The sequence below is a fragment of the Nocardia sp. NPDC049737 genome (assembly GCF_040674755.1).
Taxonomy (GTDB): Bacteria; Actinomycetota; Actinomycetes; order Mycobacteriales; family Mycobacteriaceae; genus Nocardia.
On record NZ_JBFANH010000008.1, the window covers coordinates 228,091 to 244,949 of the forward strand.

General features: G+C 64.1%; 17 protein-coding genes. 10 read left to right on the top strand and 7 right to left on the bottom strand.

Translation table 11 applies throughout. From position 1 onward, the window contains the following. The first annotated feature begins 139 nt into the window (after positions 1-139). The 7 genes from AB0J47_RS13980 to AB0J47_RS14010 all read left to right on the top strand — a co-directional run bounded on the left by AB0J47_RS13980 (position 140) and on the right by AB0J47_RS14010 (position 8,404). Entirely contained in the window at positions 140-766 is a 627-nt protein-coding gene (locus tag AB0J47_RS13980) for a hypothetical protein (protein WP_364345136.1), read from the top strand. Positions 767-866: 100 nt separating this feature from the next. After that, positions 867-1,376, top strand: coding sequence for a winged helix-turn-helix domain-containing protein (locus AB0J47_RS13985; protein ID WP_364345138.1), 510 nt, complete (start codon positions 867-869; stop codon positions 1,374-1,376). Between the two features lie 183 nt (positions 1,377-1,559). After that, complete coding sequence (locus AB0J47_RS13990) at positions 1,560-3,185, top strand: acyl-CoA synthetase (protein ID WP_364345140.1); 1,626 nt, start codon at positions 1,560-1,562, stop codon at positions 3,183-3,185. A gap of 152 nt (positions 3,186-3,337) precedes the next feature. After that, on the top strand, positions 3,338-4,996 hold the full coding sequence (locus tag AB0J47_RS13995; protein ID WP_364345142.1) for an acyl-CoA synthetase: 1,659 nt from the start codon (positions 3,338-3,340) through the stop codon (positions 4,994-4,996). A gap of 169 nt (positions 4,997-5,165) precedes the next feature. Further along, entirely contained in the window at positions 5,166-5,729 is a 564-nt protein-coding gene (locus AB0J47_RS14000) for a hypothetical protein (protein WP_364345144.1), read from the top strand. A 317-nt stretch (positions 5,730-6,046) separates the two neighbouring features. Next, positions 6,047-7,492 carry a PepSY domain-containing protein gene (locus tag AB0J47_RS14005; RefSeq protein WP_364345146.1) on the top strand — a complete coding sequence of 482 codons (1,446 nt, stop codon included), beginning with the start codon at positions 6,047-6,049 and terminating at the stop codon, positions 7,490-7,492. A 210-nt stretch (positions 7,493-7,702) separates the two neighbouring features. Then, positions 7,703-8,404, top strand: a complete 702-nt coding sequence (locus AB0J47_RS14010) for a hypothetical protein (protein ID WP_364345148.1) — start codon at positions 7,703-7,705, stop codon at positions 8,402-8,404. 461 nt (positions 8,405-8,865) lie between these two features. Here the strand turns inward: AB0J47_RS14010 and AB0J47_RS14015 are convergent, their stop codons facing one another. After that, on the bottom strand, positions 8,866-9,438 hold the full coding sequence (locus AB0J47_RS14015) for an ADP-ribosyltransferase (protein ID WP_364345150.1): 573 nt from the start codon (positions 9,436-9,438) through the stop codon (positions 8,866-8,868). 263 nt (positions 9,439-9,701) lie between these two features. On the opposite strand from AB0J47_RS14015, the gene AB0J47_RS14020 reads away from it, so the two are divergent. Beyond that, positions 9,702-9,893: a hypothetical protein gene (locus AB0J47_RS14020; protein WP_364345152.1), complete on the top strand. Its 192-nt coding sequence runs from the start codon at positions 9,702-9,704 to the stop codon at positions 9,891-9,893. A 53-nt stretch (positions 9,894-9,946) separates the two neighbouring features. Here AB0J47_RS14020 and AB0J47_RS14025 read toward each other — a convergent pair whose 3' ends face one another. The 3 genes from AB0J47_RS14025 to AB0J47_RS14035 all read right to left on the bottom strand — a co-directional run bounded on the left by AB0J47_RS14025 (position 9,947) and on the right by AB0J47_RS14035 (position 11,515). Next, positions 9,947-10,294, bottom strand: a complete 348-nt coding sequence (locus AB0J47_RS14025) for a hypothetical protein (protein ID WP_364345154.1) — start codon at positions 10,292-10,294, stop codon at positions 9,947-9,949. A 405-nt stretch (positions 10,295-10,699) separates the two neighbouring features. Then, the gene (locus AB0J47_RS14030) at positions 10,700-11,074 is read right to left on the bottom strand and encodes a hypothetical protein (RefSeq protein WP_364345156.1); all 375 of its coding nucleotides are present in this window, start codon (positions 11,072-11,074) and stop codon (positions 10,700-10,702) included. A gap of 72 nt (positions 11,075-11,146) precedes the next feature. Beyond that, entirely contained in the window at positions 11,147-11,515 is a 369-nt protein-coding gene (locus AB0J47_RS14035) for a hypothetical protein (protein WP_327101499.1), read from the bottom strand. A 921-nt stretch (positions 11,516-12,436) separates the two neighbouring features. Between AB0J47_RS14035 and AB0J47_RS14040 the strand changes: the two genes are divergently transcribed. Both AB0J47_RS14040 and AB0J47_RS14045 read left to right on the top strand, forming a co-directional pair. After that, positions 12,437-12,910 (top strand): NUDIX domain-containing protein, encoded by a 474-nt coding sequence (locus AB0J47_RS14040; protein ID WP_327101501.1) that lies wholly within the window; start codon positions 12,437-12,439, stop codon positions 12,908-12,910. A gap of 382 nt (positions 12,911-13,292) precedes the next feature. After that, a complete protein-coding gene (locus AB0J47_RS14045) occupies positions 13,293-13,967 on the top strand; it encodes a DUF6319 family protein (RefSeq protein ID WP_364345220.1) in 675 nt (224 codons plus the stop codon). Here AB0J47_RS14045 and AB0J47_RS14050 read toward each other — a convergent pair. From AB0J47_RS14050 to AB0J47_RS14060, 3 genes are read right to left on the bottom strand one after another with little or no spacing between them, the layout of a single operon-like run. Continuing rightward, positions 13,964-15,529, bottom strand: a complete 1,566-nt coding sequence (locus AB0J47_RS14050; protein ID WP_364345159.1) for a GGDEF domain-containing protein — start codon at positions 15,527-15,529, stop codon at positions 13,964-13,966. The genes AB0J47_RS14045 and AB0J47_RS14050 overlap by 4 nt on opposite strands. Next, entirely contained in the window at positions 15,529-16,131 is a 603-nt protein-coding gene (locus AB0J47_RS14055) for a hypothetical protein (protein WP_364345160.1), read from the bottom strand. The genes AB0J47_RS14050 and AB0J47_RS14055 overlap by 1 nt, the downstream gene beginning before the upstream one ends. Before the next feature lie 20 nt (positions 16,132-16,151). After that, positions 16,152-16,742 carry a pyruvoyl-dependent arginine decarboxylase gene (locus tag AB0J47_RS14060; protein WP_364345162.1) on the bottom strand — a complete coding sequence of 197 codons (591 nt, stop codon included), beginning with the start codon at positions 16,740-16,742 and terminating at the stop codon, positions 16,152-16,154. Positions 16,743-16,859 lie beyond the last annotated feature (117 nt).

The following is a 16,859-nucleotide window of genomic DNA, read 5'->3' on the forward strand; positions in this document are numbered from 1 at the left end:
CTCGGCCCCGCGATCACGGCCACGGCGGGTTCGAGGCACCCGCCGTAAACGGTGAAGTAACGGAAGGTATCTTGGCGAGCTGAGATTCAGCGGACGAATTCCATCGAGCAGTACCAAGAACCCCAACAGGAGACTGGTTATGCACAGGCTGGGTTTGATACGTCGCTTCACCGCCGCAATCGCGGCAACCACCGCATTCGTCGCCGTCTTCGCGGGTCATGCCGCGGCCGAGCCGGCGACGATCGACTGGAATACGGCCACGCAGCAATTGCGGAAGGCCGCCATCGGCAATCCCGCCGCCGAACAGGCAGTGGACCGGCTGCTGGCATCCGGGCAGGTCGCCACCCAGGTGGCAGTGCCCGCACAGCCGTTCCAGATCCCGGCGCAATCCGATATCGGACGCGGTGACGGGCCGGGTGTCTACGGGTCCGGCGTCGCCCTCGGTTACGACGGGTTGCGATTCGGATTCTTCGGCGGACCGGGCACGATCGCACCGGATCAGACCGGGGCCAAGCTGCAGGTCCTGTGGATCAATCTGTCCAACGGCCGCAGCGGCACCGAGGTGCTCTCCGAGCACAACGACGCCACGGTCGACACCACGATCCGCACCCGTCCGGTCGAAACCGGTGGCGGCCTCATCGTCGGCGCGGTCTACGGCACTCTGTTGCACCGCTGGCCCGTCCCGGTCAGCGACGCCAACCCGGACGGTTTCCAGTACAAACTCGCAACCATCTCGGTCCCGTCCTTCGGATCGATCTACAACTGACCATCCGGCACGCGAGCCCGGCACGGATTTTCGTGCCGGGCTTTTGCATCACATCAGCTAACCATTGCCAGCAATTACGTAACTCCGTAAATTTGCGCTCGTGAGCGTGGAGGACCGACTAGCGAAGCTCGAACGCCGACTTGCGGCCCAGGACCTCATCAAGGATGGCGGCGGGCAAGCGAGTGGATCCGCCCCGCAGGGAGGGTGGGCACTGCGGCGGCTTCATGAGGAGTTCACGAATGCGGATCAGCGCAATGGCGGGGTGATGTTCGCCGGTTCGGGCTCATTACCCAGCGCGGAAGAGTTCGACTGGCAAGTCCAGTTCAGCACCGATGACATCGTCGGCTACGACTGGGACGATGCCGCCGAATGCCTCGCCGCCCTTGGTAGTCCGGTCCGCCTGCGCATTCTTCGGGAGATACTTCGGGGCAGCAGAACCGCCGCCGAACTCACAGACCTCGGTGAGGTGGGCACCTCCGGCGAGATCTACCACCACCTCCGTCAACTGGCGGCTACCGGCTGGCTCCACACCGTGGGCAGCAGCCACTTCGAAGTCCCCCCGAATCGGGTCGTCGCGCTACTCGTCGCGCTGGCTACCGCACGCAGATGATCAAGACCAGGTGGGAACTGGTGGTGGGGAGCCTCTCACCTTTCGCCGGCTCGGTTTTTGTCCAGCCCGCCCGGCTTCGGGTGTGATGTGGGTCATAGCGCTGATACGGTTGGTGAGACAGAACGGTGGTTCGAGATCGCTTGGGCAAGTGCCGACGCGAGTTGCTGGTAGAGGTGGTCGACGATGAAGTTGGCGCATGCGCTGGAGGTTGTGAAGGCATTCGGGGTGCTGCGGGCTCGCGGGGTCAGCGATCCCAAGAAGCCGCTGGAAACCTTGCGGACGGTGAAAGAATCGAAGGTCTACGGACCGCAGGCGACCTTGATCCGGCATTCGGCCCGAGTCGTGCCAAATGCGCCAGCGCTGGTGGACGAGCGCGGCGAACTGACCTACCGGCAACTCGACGAGCAGTCCACGGCCATCGCGCGCGGGCTGCGACAGGCGAATCTGACCGAAGGGTCCGTGATCGGTGTGCTGGCCCGCGACCATCGCGGCCTCATCCTGGCCATGGCCGCAGCGGGCAAGCTCGGCGTGCGGGTCGCGCTGATGAATACCGGCTTCGCCAAACCGCAGTTCGCCGAGGTCTGCGAGCGCGAGAAGGTCAAGGCAGTGCTGCACGACAGCGAATTCCTGGGTCTGCTCGACGCACTGCCGCCGAACCTGCCGCGCTACCTCACCTGGGTCGACCAGGGCACCGAATTGCCCGAGGGCGCACAGACTCTCGACGATCTCATCGCCGCCAACTCGACCGCGGACCTGCCCGCACCGTCCAAGCCGGGCGGTTTCGTCATCCTCACCAGTGGCACCACCGGCCTGCCGAAGGGCGCACCGCGCAGCAAGGTGACCCCGCTGGCCACCGCGCAGATGGTGGACCGAATCCCATTCCCGGTCAGGGGAACTCAGGTCATCGTGTCGCCGATCTTCCACAGCACCGGGCTCGGTACCTATCTGGTCGCCTCGGCGATGGGCAATAAGGTGGTGGTGCGCCGCCGCTTCGACGCCGAGGCCACGCTAAAGATGGTGGCCGATCACAAGGCCGAAATGCTGGTCGCGGTGCCGACCATGCTGCACCGGATGACCGAGCTGGCACCGGAGATCCGCGCCGAATACGACACCACCTCGCTGAAGTGCATTCTGGTCGCGGGTTCGGCGCTCGCACCGGAGTTGTGCGTCAAGGCCACGCAGATCTTCGGTCCGGTCCTCTACAACCTGTACGGCTCGACCGAATGCGCCGTGGCCACCGTCGCGAACCCGGACGATCTGGCCATCGCGCCGGGCACCGTCGGTCGCGCGCCGATCACCTGCGAAGTCCGGCTCTACGATGACAACGACAAGCAGGTCAACGCAATAAACACCACCGCGCGCATCTTCGTCCGCAGCGGTGCGCCGTTCGAGGGCTACACCGACGGCAGGCATAAGCAGATCATCGACGGCTATATGTCCAGTGGCGATGTCGGCCACTTCGACGAGCACGGACTGCTGATGGTGGACGGTCGCGACGACGACATGATCGTCTCCGGCGGCGAGAACGTCTTCCCGCAGGAGGTGGAGAACCTGCTGCTGGAGCGGCCGGACGTGTTCGACGCCGCCGTCGTCGGCGTCGACGATGTGGAATTCGGCAAGCGTCTGCGCGCCTTCGTGGTCCCCGAGAACGGTCACGCCCCCGACGGCGAGGAGATCAAGGCCTACGTCAAGGAGAATCTGGCCCGCTACAAGGTGCCGCGCGAGGTCGTCTTCCTCGACGATCTGCCCCGCAACACCACCGGGAAATTGCTGCGCCGGGTGCTCGTCGAGTACGAAGTCAAGGCTTAGACCTGGGCCGCAGCGGCACCGAGCGGGACAACTGAGATACGTGACACAGCGGGTCACAGATGCTTGCTATTGTTAGCGGCAGCACTGGATCTCGAAGTTGCGGTCCACACCACCCCGGTCCTGGTGGGGTGGACCGCGGAAGGCGTTGACGAATGTCCCTATCCCTGCCTGCGTTGAATGACTCCGTCCGGAAAGCGGGCGATCTCGCCCAGGGCGTGAATGTCATGGTCAAGCGGCGCCTGTTCAATCCGCTCCGACCCGATCACGCGGCGCGGTCCGCATTCAATGTGCTCAAATTCGGCCCGTTCGCCGGTGTCGTCATGCACGCGGCGCAGACCAGACCGGATGCGGCGGCCATCGTCGACGAGCGCGGTGAGGTGAGCTTCGGCGAACTCAACGAGCAGTCCAGCGCCCTGGCTCGCGGGCTCGAAGCCCAGGGAATCAAGCCTGGCGACGTCGTCGCGCTGCTCGCGCGCGACCATCGTGGCATGGTGCTGAGCCTGCTCGCGACCGGCAAGCTCGGCGTACGCACGGTGCTGATGAATACCGGCTTCGCGAAACCGCAATTGGCCGATGTGGCCGCGCGCGAGAACGTCAAGGCCGTACTGCACGACAGCGAATTCCTCGACCTGATGAGCGCGATCCCGTCCGAGATCCCCCGGGTGCTCACCTGGGTGGACGAGAAGGACAATGTCGACCCGGCGGTCTCGACCATCGAATCGCTGATCAAGGGCCGCTCCACCGCGCCGCTGCCCGCGCCCGCCAAGCCCGGCGGCGTGGTCGTCCTGACCAGCGGTACCACCGGCACGCCGAAAGGTGCGCCGCGCGACCGGGTCAGCCCGTTCGCCTCGGCCCAGTTCGTCGACCGGGTGCCGCTGCCCAATAACGGCACCATGATCATGGCCGCGCCGATCTTCCACGGCACCGGACTTTCCCAGTTCACCCTGGGTCTTGCCCTCGGCAACCGGGTGATCTTCCAGCAGCGCAGGTTCGATCCGGAAAAGACGCTGGCGAATATCCAGCGCTACCAAGCGGATTCGCTGGTCGTGGTACCGACCATGCTGCAGCGCATCCTCGATCTCGGTGACGAGGTGCTGGCCAAGTACGATCCGCGCAGCATCAAGGTGATCTTCGCGGCGGGTTCGGCCATCGCACCCGATGTGGTCACCCGCACCCTCGACTACTTCGGCGACAGCCTCTACAACCTGTACGGCTCCACCGAATGCGCGGTCATGACCGTCGCGACCCCGGAGGACCTGCGCAAAGCCCCGACCACCGCGGGCAAGGCGCCGGTCGGCATCCGGATCGTGTTGCTGGACGAGAACCGCAAGCCGATCACCGAGCCGAATGTGACCGGCACCATCTTCGTGGACAACGGTTTCGCCTTCACCGGCTACACCGACGGCCGCACCAAGGAGATCGTTGACGGCATGATGTCCAGCGGTGACGTGGGGCATTTCGACGCCGAGGGCCTGCTCTACATCGACGGCCGCGACGACGACATGATCGTCTCCGGCGGCGAGAACGTCTTCCCGCTCGAGGTGGAGAACCTGATCGCCGGGCGCGACGATATCTTCGAGGCCGCGGTGGTCGGCGTGGACGATCGTGAATTCGGGAAGCGGTTGCGCGCCTTCGTCGTTCCGGGGCCGGAATCCAAGCGCGATGCGCAGGAGATCAAGGATTACGTCAAGGCGAATCTGGCGCGGTACAAGGTGCCGCGCGAGGTGATCTTCCTCGATGAGCTGCCGCGCAATGCGACCGGTAAGTTGCTGCGCAAGCCGTTGAGCGAGATGGAAATCGACGCGAACTGAGTCACACTCGGGGCCGCACACCTTCGAAATTCCCGGCCGCGGAATCGGTATGGGAAATCCGGAGGTGTGCGGCATTTGCATTTCTCCTGCTGGAACTCGATACATCCCATGGATCTCGGCCGCCGCCCGGGTGGGGACCGACGGGTAATTCGTCGGCTATCATCAGCGCGTGAGTATCGAGTTCGGCCCGGCCGCTGCGGGGCAACGCAGCGCCGTCGCGCGGGTGCGCGGCGCATGTGCCGGCTCGATCTCCGGTGCCATATCCGTTGCGGCACACGGGTGGGCGTCCGATGGGATGCCACCGGGCAGTACCACGCTCGTGCTCCTCGCCGCCGCTTGCGCCGTTGTCGGCGCACTGGTCGCCGGGCTCGCACCGCTGCGCGACACCTCGATCGGACTGATCTCGGTGCTCGTCGCAGGTCAGCTACTCGGGCACGTCACCATGGGCTGGAGTTCGGGGCATATGCATCACCTCGATGCACAGCTCACGCCCGGTATGGTGGCCGCGCACCTCGTCGCGGCCGTGCTCGCGGCGGTGGTTATCCGAGGTGCGGAGGCCGCGTATCGGATCGGTTGCGCGGTGCTCTCGCGGGTGCTGCCGATGCGGTATCACCCGCCCGCGATACCCAGGCCGGTGTCGCTGCGCCTGACGCATCGCGATCGTATTGTTCTGCGCGTATTCGCCGCGGAATCGCTGCGCACGCGCGGTCCGCCATTGGCGTTCGGTCACTGATATTCCTTACCCGGTGCACGGGTCCGGCCTGTGCGTCGTCGTTACCGCGCAACACCTTTGCGAGGCGAGATTTCACATGACCATGTGAAAGCGATTCCTCGGATGACGGTTCGCCGGTCAGCATTGCTGCCGAGTCCGGACTCGCCCAGTTTTCGCGCGACGCTTTGCTCGCCCGGCGAACGCCGGGATCCGCTGTCCGTCATGAATTTCGGCGTTTTGCCGCATTGCCGGGCGTACAGCGGATTCCGACGACCATTCTCCGATTACGAACGGCCGACGATCTGCCGGGTTCTTCCGAACTCCAGAAACGAATAGTCATGAGCATTACGGACACCAGTCCGCCGGATGCCGAATCGTCGGCTCCGGCAAAGGAAATACGGTCGCGCAACGACCTCTATCCCCTCGCGATGCGGTTGCATTTCTATGCGGGCATCTTCGTCGCACCGTTCATCCTGATCGCCGCGGTCACCGGAGCGCTCTACGCCATCTCCCCGACCCTGGAATCGATTACCTCGCACGACCTGTTGAAGGTCGAGGCGAACGGCGAGATGCGGCCGCTATCCGAACAGGTCACCGCGGCCGTCGCCACCCAGCCGAATCTGAAGCCGGTCGCGGTGGCGCCGGCCCCCGAGGCCGACGACACCACCCGCGTGCTGTTCGACGACCCGTCGCTCGGCGAGTCCGAACGGCGTGCGGTGTTCGTGAATCCGTATACCGCGCAGCCGGTCGGCAGCGATGTGGTCTACGGCAGTTCGGGTGCGCTTCCGATGCGCACTTGGATCGATAGGCTGCACCGGGATCTGCACCTGGGCGAACCGGGACGCATCTACAGCGAACTCGCCGCCTCCTGGCTGTGGGTCGTGGCGCTGGCCGGTCTGGTGCTGTGGATCCGTCGGGTGCGCGGACGCCGCAACCGCAACTCGGCCGCCTGGCTGCTGGCACCGGACGGTTCCCAAAAGGGTCGCGGTCGTTCGATGAATTGGCATGGGGCCGTTGGCGTTTGGATCATGCCGGTGATCCTGCTGCTGTCGGCGACCGGGATGACCTGGTCGACCTATGCGGGTGAGAACATCACCGAACTGCGCGAGCAACTCAGCTGGACCACACCTGCCGTGAGCACCGCACTGCCGGGTGCGGCCACGCAGGAACACGCCGGAGGCGAGCACCACGGCGGCGGCCATACGCCCGCGCCGGTCGATGTACCGACCCGGATCGCGCAGCTCGACGGGGTTTATGCGGCGGCCCGCGCCAATGGCATCACCCAGGGTTCCGAGATCGCCATTCCGGCCGAGCCCGTCGGCGCATTCGCGGTGAAGGAACGGCGCATGCCCGGCACCTATACCGTCGATGCGGTCGCCGTCGACGGCGCGACCGGTACGGTCACCGCCGAACTCGCCTACGCCGACTGGCCGATCATGGCCAAGCTCACCAACTGGGGCATCCAATTCCACATGGGCCTGATGTTCGGGGTGCTCAACCAGTTGCTGCTGCTCGCGGTGATGATCGGGCTGATCGTCGTGCTGGTGCTCGGCTACCTGATGTGGTGGAAGCGGCGGCCGACCCGCGGTGCTTCGCGGTTCGCCATCGGACGCCCACCACGTCGCGGTGCATTGCGCCAGACCTCGCCATGGCTCGCGGTGCCCATCATGGCGGCCGCACTGGTTGTCGGCTGGTTCGTACCGCTGGTCGGGCTGAGCCTGGTGGCCTTCCTAGCCGTCGACATCATCGTCGGCTTGGTCATGGGCAAGCGCGCCACCGCCTAGTGCCGCGGGATGTTCCCGCACACCGATTCACTTGCCGCGCACATCATCACGCCGCCATGTCATGCGCGGCGCGGACGAAAGTGCGCGGGACGCACCAATTGAAACTGCCGGGACGTGAGGGGCTCCGGCAGTTACCAATTCGACCTACCGAACGTCAGAGGTACGGCCGTTGTATCGCCATGCCTCGAACAGACAGGATTCACCAAGCCCATGAAGATCAATAAGTTCGCCCTTGCCGCCGCGTTCATGACGACCGCGGTGGGGATTGCCGCCGGTGCGAGTTCCGCCGAACCGATCGAGGCAGCCGACCCGATCAACTTCACCGCCCAGGCCACCGACACCCAGTCGATCATCACCACCGACTCCGGTTCGCTGATCGTCGAGGACGGCGTGCTGAAGATCAAGGCCGCCAACGGAACAACCGTCGCGGGCACGCCGCTCACCTTCCGGGTCGACGATTTCGAATTCCCGGTCGCGGCCGAAATCGCCGATAACACAGCAACTCTCACGCCGCAGCTCGACATCGCACGCGCGAGCTACAAGCCGGTCGCACTGCCGTACGAGGACAAGGCGCCCTGGAAGACCGAATACGATCGCGAACAGGCCGCCTGGTCACGCATGACCAGCACCATCGGCATGGGCGCCACCATCGGCACCCTGGTCGGCGGTATCGGCGGCGGCGCCGTCGGCTGCGTACTCGGTGGTATCGCCGGTGCAACCGTCGCCTCGGCCACCATCGTCGGCCTATTCGGTCCGTTCATCCCCGCCGCAGCCATCGGCTGCCTAGGCGGCATCGTCGCGGTTGGTGCACTCGGTGTGCTCGCCGGCCAGATCCTGGTGACCGCACCGGTCGCGATCGGTGCCTCGATCCAGTACCTCACCACGGTGAATTCGCCTTTCCAGGGGAAGTAACCAACGCTCGACCGATCAGCGCGGACCGTCGGCACCATTGCGGTTTCGACAGTCCGCACCAGGCGGTCCGTCCCCCGCGTGGCAGCCTGGGGGGCGGACCCCACCGGCTGCCACGGACGGATGAAACAGCCCTGATCGCGTGACCGAATAATGGCCTCACCAGCTAGTCAGGTAGCGTGGTTGGTGAGGAACCGGTACGCCGTTCGGTCTGTGACGGTCAGTGCTGTGGGCCGGGATGTCGTTGCGCCCCTTGAATATTCGCGCTTGGATGGGCTGGCGAGGGGCTAGCAAGTAGCGTCGATACCCAGAAGAGCTTCAGTCCCGTTTGCTAGTGGCACCCTTGGTGTCACGTTGCCCCCGCTTCGCGTTGAGAATCTCCTCAGCCTGACGGCGGCGGGCCTGGACCTGCTTCGGCGACAACTTCACCCTGACCGGGTGCAACACATCCCGCGTAAGTGCACTCACAGCTCGCCCTCCATCACAACGGCGTATATACGCCACATACTACGCACGCTATCGAAGGCAACGTCAACAACGAAGTAGCTCCGCGCGTCAATGATAAGTACCTCGCGTTCCTCCGCGATCTCAGCGAGTTCACCGAGCCTGAGGACTGGAGTTCCCGCCGGTACGACCAGGTCGAGAATGACCGGATCCACATGCCTTGTCGAGTGAGGCGGGATCGCCACACCACTCGTTGAGAGAAAACCATCCTCGCGAAACTCTGCGTCGATAAGCGCCCGTGCCGACTCCTCGTCGACAAGTCCGTAGACCGCTGCGTCGGTCTCTCTAGTCACTCGCACGGCTTCCGGCAATGGGTACTTCTGCAGACCAGACCGGATCGTTTCGATCCGACGCTCGAGTTCGACCGTCATCGGGATCTGTCCGCGCATGGCCTGATTAATCCGTTCATATCCGCCAAGCGCATACGCTTCGATTACATCGCGCTCCGTACTGCTCAGTCGATCGACGCCCTGCCCAGCAAGCACGACCTCGGCGAGGGGTACCACGACGAACCTGCTGTTGGCATCTGTCACGCCTGGATTGTTCCGCATTGACAAGTGCTGTGGTTCAAATCCGCTGAGGCAGAGGTTGACTCGATTGTCACGCAGCAGTGCAAGCGCCCGTGCTGGTCGAAATCGGCACTTCCGCTGCGTGGCCGGATCCCCGCTGGGTTTATTGGCACTGTCGTTCCACCGGTGAAAGGTCTGGTTCGCATTGTTGGCCCGAGTGCCGGCTGGGAGCCGATGCCTGATGACGATCGCCAATGGGTCATCGATGCCGCGAAGGCTGTCCCGGGGTGCTGAACACCTACCACCTCATCGACCCGGAAACCGGTAATGGACTGTCGGTAACGTTCTTCGAGGACGATGTCGATCCCGCCGCGGTCAAATCCGCGATTGCGCAGCGTGGTGCCGAAATCGGGTGGAACGACGTGCCTCGGCCCGCGCCGAAGTCCGAGACGATCTACCGTGTGCTGCGCTTCGGGTAACGGAACCCCTGCACTCCCGTTGCGGCGCAGGGGTTCTGCAAGGTACCGACGACTCACTCAGAAACGTAGATCACGGATGGAGTGAGGTCGATGCCGTGGCGTGCATAGATCTTGATCGTGTTCTCACCGGTGAGGTCGGATTCGGTATAACCGAGGAGTTCGGCAGTGCGGATCACGTCCTCGTTCGTAGCCGCCTCGATCTCCAGGTACGGCGGAATCCGCGGCCAGCTGTCGATCTCGAGCTGCGCGCCGTCGAGTGTGAAGCTGGCCCGCTTGTTTTCCTGATAGGACTTCGCGGTGAAGCCCAGCATTTCGAGCAGGGCATTGGTGGCGGCGAAGGCGTCGACGGTCACCTCTACTTCGTGAGTGCCGTCGATAGCGTCGCTGGTGATCTCCTTCACAGCCAGCGTGGTTCCATTCCCATTGTCGCGCAACCTGATCCACTTACCGTCGAAGCCGGGCGTGACGTCCTACACATAGCGACGCATGAGTTGCTCACCGACCTTCCGACCACCTTTGTCCAGGATGCGCCGCTCGATGGTATCGGGGTCGATACCGAGTATTTTGGCTTCGTGCTCGATAGGCACAGGATCTCCTTCTGGCGTCGGTCGATGGGTCGACGTTATCCGGCGCGGCGGCTGGTGAGACGGTGGTACTCGGCATTTCGCAAGGTAAGGATTTGCCGCAGCCACGGTCCTATCGCGCTCCGGCGTGAATCCGATCCTCGGCGGATTGCCGTCACTCAGCTCCACGACCGACTTGCGTTGTCGCCCAGATCCTTGGGTCCCAATTGCCTTTTGACGAGGCTATATGCGGTCTAGATCGACGAACCGGAACGCAGCATGAGGAGCGTATGTCTCTGCGGGGTTCACGGTGTTCAGTTCGCATTGCCGTACTAGCCTTTGTGGCACCAGACCACCGAAGTGTGCCAGGCTCGGTGCGATCACCACATCGATATCGAGAGCCTGGACCACGTTCACCAGCCGTCCCTCCGGGTCGGTGGTCGCCGCACCGAACGTGACCGTCTTGGCCAAGTCATAGCCGAGTCGTTTTGCCCTGCTACGGATCTGAATCTCATCCCATTCCTGCGAGACCCCGGATATGTCCTTGCGCAGGTAGCCGATCGCGGTGGGTGTCTGCCTCATCGCGCGTTCCCGTTCGTCGAAACCAGTGACCGGCACTCGCGGCACCTCGACGCCCACAACAGCGAGTGCACCAGAATCGCCCGCGCGGCATCAACTTTCGTCTGGCGCTTAGTCAGTGCCATCGTGCCCTCCGTCATCGATGGCGGGATCGAGTAGACCGTCTAGAACATCCAGCAAAGTCCGAAGATCCGGGCCGACACGCACTGGGAGATCGTGTTCGGCCAGTGGGAACGCCAAGCCACGGGCGGCGGCGCGTTCGCGGGGACTCATCGCTGCGGGCGCGAGTTTGCCCGCCTGGACCAGACAGCGTAGCGCGGTCGCCTTGTGCGGGCACATGACAGCACGACAATCCTTGTGCTGCTGCATAATCCGCTGAGATTCGGCCACCGTAAGCAGGTAATTGGGTCGCGCATCAGTGGTGTCCGCCTGCTCCACGTCACGACCCGCCAATCCGTACAGCCTTGACCACCTTCGCATTTCATCCCCTTCGCAGCGATTGGCAGGCCAGCCCGAAGTTGGGAGTCCTCACCAACTCCGGGCGGCCGGCTACGACGCTATGGCCACCACGCGGACACCTGAACTGCGCAGAGGACGTTTGCGCGGACACTTCCAACTCACCGAAACGTCCCATGTCTGTCCCGTATGGTTCTGATATGAGCCAACGCCTCGAATCGGCGATGCTGCGAGCCGAACTCGACTCGGCAATGCTTGCCCAACGGGTCGGAGTGGACGTGAAGACAGTCAATCGGTGGCTCGCCGGACGAATACCTCACCGGCGAACAAGACTCGCGGTAGCTGAGGTACTGAACGAATCAGAGACCACGCTGTGGCCGCAGACACGACCGGACCTGACTGCAGGGGCACCCGCGACGGCCGAAGTGCTCAGCGCGTATGCCCACCGAGCCGATATCCCGAACGACTTGTGGACATCGTTGCTACTCGGAGCTACCGAACGAATCGACATCATCGGGTACGCCTATCCGTTCGTCCTCGAACTGCTACCCAACGCTGCCGACATCATTGCCGGCAAGTGCCGAAGCGGTGTTCGAGTCCGGCTGGGGTTCGCGGACCCTGATTGCGATCACGTCGCAGAGCGAGACAACCTGGAACAGATGCACGGAACACTGCCCGGTCGCATCCGCAATGCACTGAGCATGCTCGGCCAACTGACAGCCACGCCGGGTTGTCAGATCGGATTGCACACGACGCATCTGTACAACTCGGTATTCCGATTCGACGATCGAATGATTGTCACCCCATATCTTGTACGCGCCCGAGGATATCAACACCCAGCGCTCTACCTGAGACAACTTTCCCCATACGGCATATTCTCGTCGTTCGCTGATCAGGTCGAACAGATTTGGGACACTGTTGCCTATTACTCGCTAGGAGTCCCAAATGAGCAGACGGCGTGATTATTACCGAGACCCGAACGCGCCGAAGGCCAACAGTCTGGTCCCAGGCGGCTCGGCGCTGGTTGTCGATGACGATGGTGCGATTCTCATGCAGCGCCGGAGTGACTCCGGCAATTGGTCATTGCCCGGTGGCGTCATGGAGATTGGGGAAACGCTGGAGCAGTGCGTGATTCGTGAGACCAAGGAAGAGTCCGGCTTGGATATCGAGATCACGGGACTGCTCGGTATCTATACCGATCCTGAGCACATCATCGCGTATGCCGATGGCGAGGTGCGCCAAGAGTTCAACATCACGTTCTACGGCCGCGTTGTCGGCGGCCGTATCGCGATCAGTGATGAATCCACAGAGGTTCGCTTTCTCCACCCGGACGAGCTTGCGGATGTGCCGGTGCACGATACCGTCCGGCTCCGGCTACAACACCACATGGAGCAACGCGGCCAGCCATATCTGGGATAGGTCCTTAAAAATGCCCAACGGCTACCGCGAGGTTCAGCCACCTGGCTGTGCGGACGCGCCTTCAACTGGCGCTACTCGCTTCCGAGCAAGTCACTTATGAGTGCGGAACCGGCGAGCGGGATGCCTCCGAAATGCGCAGATCTGCCGGTCGGACGGGATGCCGTAGCTACATGTTCGCTGGGATTCGGAATCTTGATTGATCCTGGGCGGATTCGGTGGTGGCTGTGAATCTGTCGGTGGCGTGCGGCATCATCTGTGCACGCAGCCATCCACGAATACCGCTCGGAGTGCCACCATGCCGTCCCCACGAACGAAACCACAGCCGTTGTCGGACACTGAGATTCAGCAGATCGCCACGGACATCGCTGGCGGTCGCCCGCCGATGGTGTGGTTCACCGCGGCCGCGGTGGGCGTGCCGGAGGGACGGTCCGGCAAGGTGGTCGAGATCGGTGATCGATCCGAGAGCGACTTCCTGCGGGTCAAGCCGACCGGATCGAAGGATGTACTGTCCTTTTCTCCGACCGAAGTGACGTTGACCAAGCCGCCACGGGATAAGGCGGCAACCACAAGCTCTGCCCAGCCGAAGTCGACAACCAGGAAGGAATCCACTGTGACCCAGCCGTCGACCTTGACGAGCACCGCGACACCGGCCCCCAGGCCGGCCCCGAGCCCCACCCCGCCCGCGTCGGCCGCGAAACCCGCTGCCCCCGCGGCGGAACCGGCCAAACCCGCGACACCCGCAGGCGCCGCGAAGCCCGCGGCGAAGGCGCCCGCCGCGCGAAGCAAGGCGAAGACGCCGGAGGTCACGGTGACGCTGACCGGTACCGCGGACGGCGAGTGGTCGGTCGATGTGGTCAGCGGCAAGAAGAAGTCCGTGCGCGGTCTGCCAGTGACCAGCTCCGCGGTGGCGCAGGCGGCCAAGGTGCTGCATCCGGAGGTGGCCGAGGTGGTTGCCGGGATCCTGGAGGCCGCCCGAGTGGTCCAGGAGTCCAAGGTGCAGCAGTTACAGGCCGAGTTAGAGGAAGCTCGGCGACTGCTCGAAGAGCTCTCGGACTAGACGGCGGCGGATTTGCCGCTGGTGTTATGGGACCGGCCGCTCGGGCGCCAGATCCGGCGTCCCGGGTCGGCGGTGTTGTGTCGCGGTTCCGGACCGTGGCGCAGGTCGTCGTGGAATGCGTAGCCGAGCGAGTACTCCTTCGCGTGGTACATCGCCGAATCCGCTTCCCTGATGAGGTCGTAGATGGTGTCGTCGGAGCTGCGCGGGCTGCCGCAGGCCAGGCCGACACTCGCGGTGATCGGTATTTCGCCCGCGCTCAGCTCGAACGGCCGAACGAAGGCGCCGAGTAGTCGCTCCGCGAGCATGGCGGCCTCCTGTCGGTCCAGCGGTGCGAGCACCACGAATTCGTCGCCGCCGTAGCGGGCCACCACATCGTCGCGCCGGATGATGTGCCGGATCCGGGATGCCGCATTCGCGATCAGCTCGTCGCCGACCGCGTGGCCGTAGCTGTCATTGACCATCTTGAAGCCGTCGAGATCGATGAACAGCAGACACAGCGGCTGCTCGATCCAGTGCTCGTGATTGCGATTCAGCCCGCGCAGCAGCGCGGCCCGGTTCAGCAATCCGGTGAGCATGTCGTGATCGGCCTGGTACTGCGCCCGCCGTTCACTGCGCGCACTGCGGACGATCGCGCGTTCGCTGCGCACCAGCACGCCGATGAGCAGCAGCGCACACAGTGACGAGACCACCACGCGATCGAGGGTGTCCAGACTGGAACCGACCACCGGAATCAGCGAGGCCACGATCAACGCGACCGCGATGAAGCTGGCTCGCTGCCGCGAATGGTGCGGGTGGATGTGCCGTGGCGCACCGAGACTCGCCATGGTCGGATGCAGCGCCGCGACGCCGACGATCGGATAGGCCACCAGTAGCGGTACCAGCAACAATTCGTGCGCGACGGGTGCGCGGTCGACGGCGTCGAGGCTGTACCCGAAATCGCCGATGAGCACAGCGATCAGCCCGCTGTGCAGCAGGCGCAACGAGGTCTCCGAACGGGTCGCGGTCGCCATCGAATGCGCTACCAAGGTCAGCAGCAGAGCATCGAGCACCGGATAGGTCGCCGCCACTACAGTGTGCGCGGTGGTGTCGTGCGACTGCAGGATCGGTGAGATCAGAAAGGTCCACGAGGCCAGCAGTGCGCCGAGACCGATGAGCGCCGAGTCGAGCAGCAGATCGTAGTTCGGCCGGACCTGGCGCGGGCGCAACCACAGCGCCGCGGCCACCCCGGTGCCGAAATAACCGGCGAGAGTGAACAGGTCGTCGAGTGGATGCAGTCCGTGGCTGTCGATCTCGCGGGTGGCCGTACCCACGGCGAACAGCACGGCCGATGCCGAGAGTAGGTACCACGGCAGCGGCCGCTCGGGACGATATCGCCGCAGGCCGATATAGATCATGGTGAGCGCGCCGAGCACCACGGCGGCCATGGTCAGCAGCGACAACGGCCGGACATCAATGCAGAGCAGTACCGCCAGACCGACTGCGGTCAGCGCGAGAAATATTGTGCACCACCGCATTTCGAGGTGGTGCCGAACGGTGGTCGGCTGCTCTTCGCTGACGGTCATCAGCCCCCCTTGGTCGCTCCATCCCCAGTGAACCGCGCCGCGTAGTAGGTCTGCGAATCCTCCACCGCGACTTCGACGTTCGCCGCCTGCTCATCGAGCACCGCTCGAATGCTGTCGGCGAAGGAAAACCGAGTGTTGTTATACGAGCAGATGTCCCAACCGACCGCCGCGCGCTCGGCCACCAATACCTGGACAACTGATTTGATCATGGCATGGAATGCGGCTCCTTGTCGGGCACTTGGCGCAACAAGGGTGAAACCCGCGTAGTAGATCGCGTCGCGCGCCGCATGTTCGGGGTAGCGGGCGGCGAAATACTCCGGACTGATCCACGGGACGGTCTCGAGATGTTTGGTCAGCGTCGTCACCCCGATGGGTTCGCCGGTCGCGGTGCGCGCGACGTGTTTGGCGACCCGCGGATCTATCATCTCCTCGCGGAATTCCGATCGGTGCAGCACCTGTCTGGCAATGGCCTTGGTGCGCAAGGGGCCGAAGGCCTCCTCGTACAGCAGGTGGAACATATCGATCCGGTCGTCCGGAATGGTCGATTCGATAGTGACTTTCAGCTCAGGTGGCCCGCCCGTCAGCCGAACACCATCCCTCATGGAATCGCTGCGCAACGCTGTCATTGATGTCCCCACGGTGTCGTGTGGTACGCCGCCAGCACAAGCGCGCAGGTCGGCGTGCCATCGGAACGGGCCTCGGTGGTGCACAGCTGGATCGGACCGAAACGTTGCGGCCGGTTGCGAGTCATATCGGTCAAACTCGCGCGAATCAGCGTCGCGACCTGCGCGGCCGTCTCGGCCTCGTGTTCGACGAAAAGTCCGGCGCCGGAACCGTCGTCGCGCAGTGCCCAGCCGATGCCCGCGCCCGCACGCTCGCCCGCCGCATTCGCATGCTGCGCGGCGTAGACGCAGTAGAGCCGATCACCCCAGCGGATCGGCTTGCGGACGCGGCCGGTGCGGGCCAGCACGGCGCGCGGTGGAATGACCGATGACAGGCGGATCAAGTTGGCATCACCTACTCCCAGGTCACGCAGTGCCGCATCGAAGGCCGACATAGCCGTCGGGCCGGTCCCCGTCGCCGCGCCGATCTCGATCGTCAGTGGAGCTCCGGAGTCACGCTGATCGCCGCGGTCCGGCCTGCCCATGGGCGGGAGTAATCGATCGATCCACTGCAGCCCGAGTAGGCCGCCGCGTGGGGTTGTCTGAATCATAATGCCCTCCCGAAACCGTCGGCCGGATTATTTAGGCCGGTATTGCGTCAAATTCGACTGTGCGTCAAGGCGATCGATCACGCATCCGCGCGGGCCGAAAGACATGTTCCGGTGGCG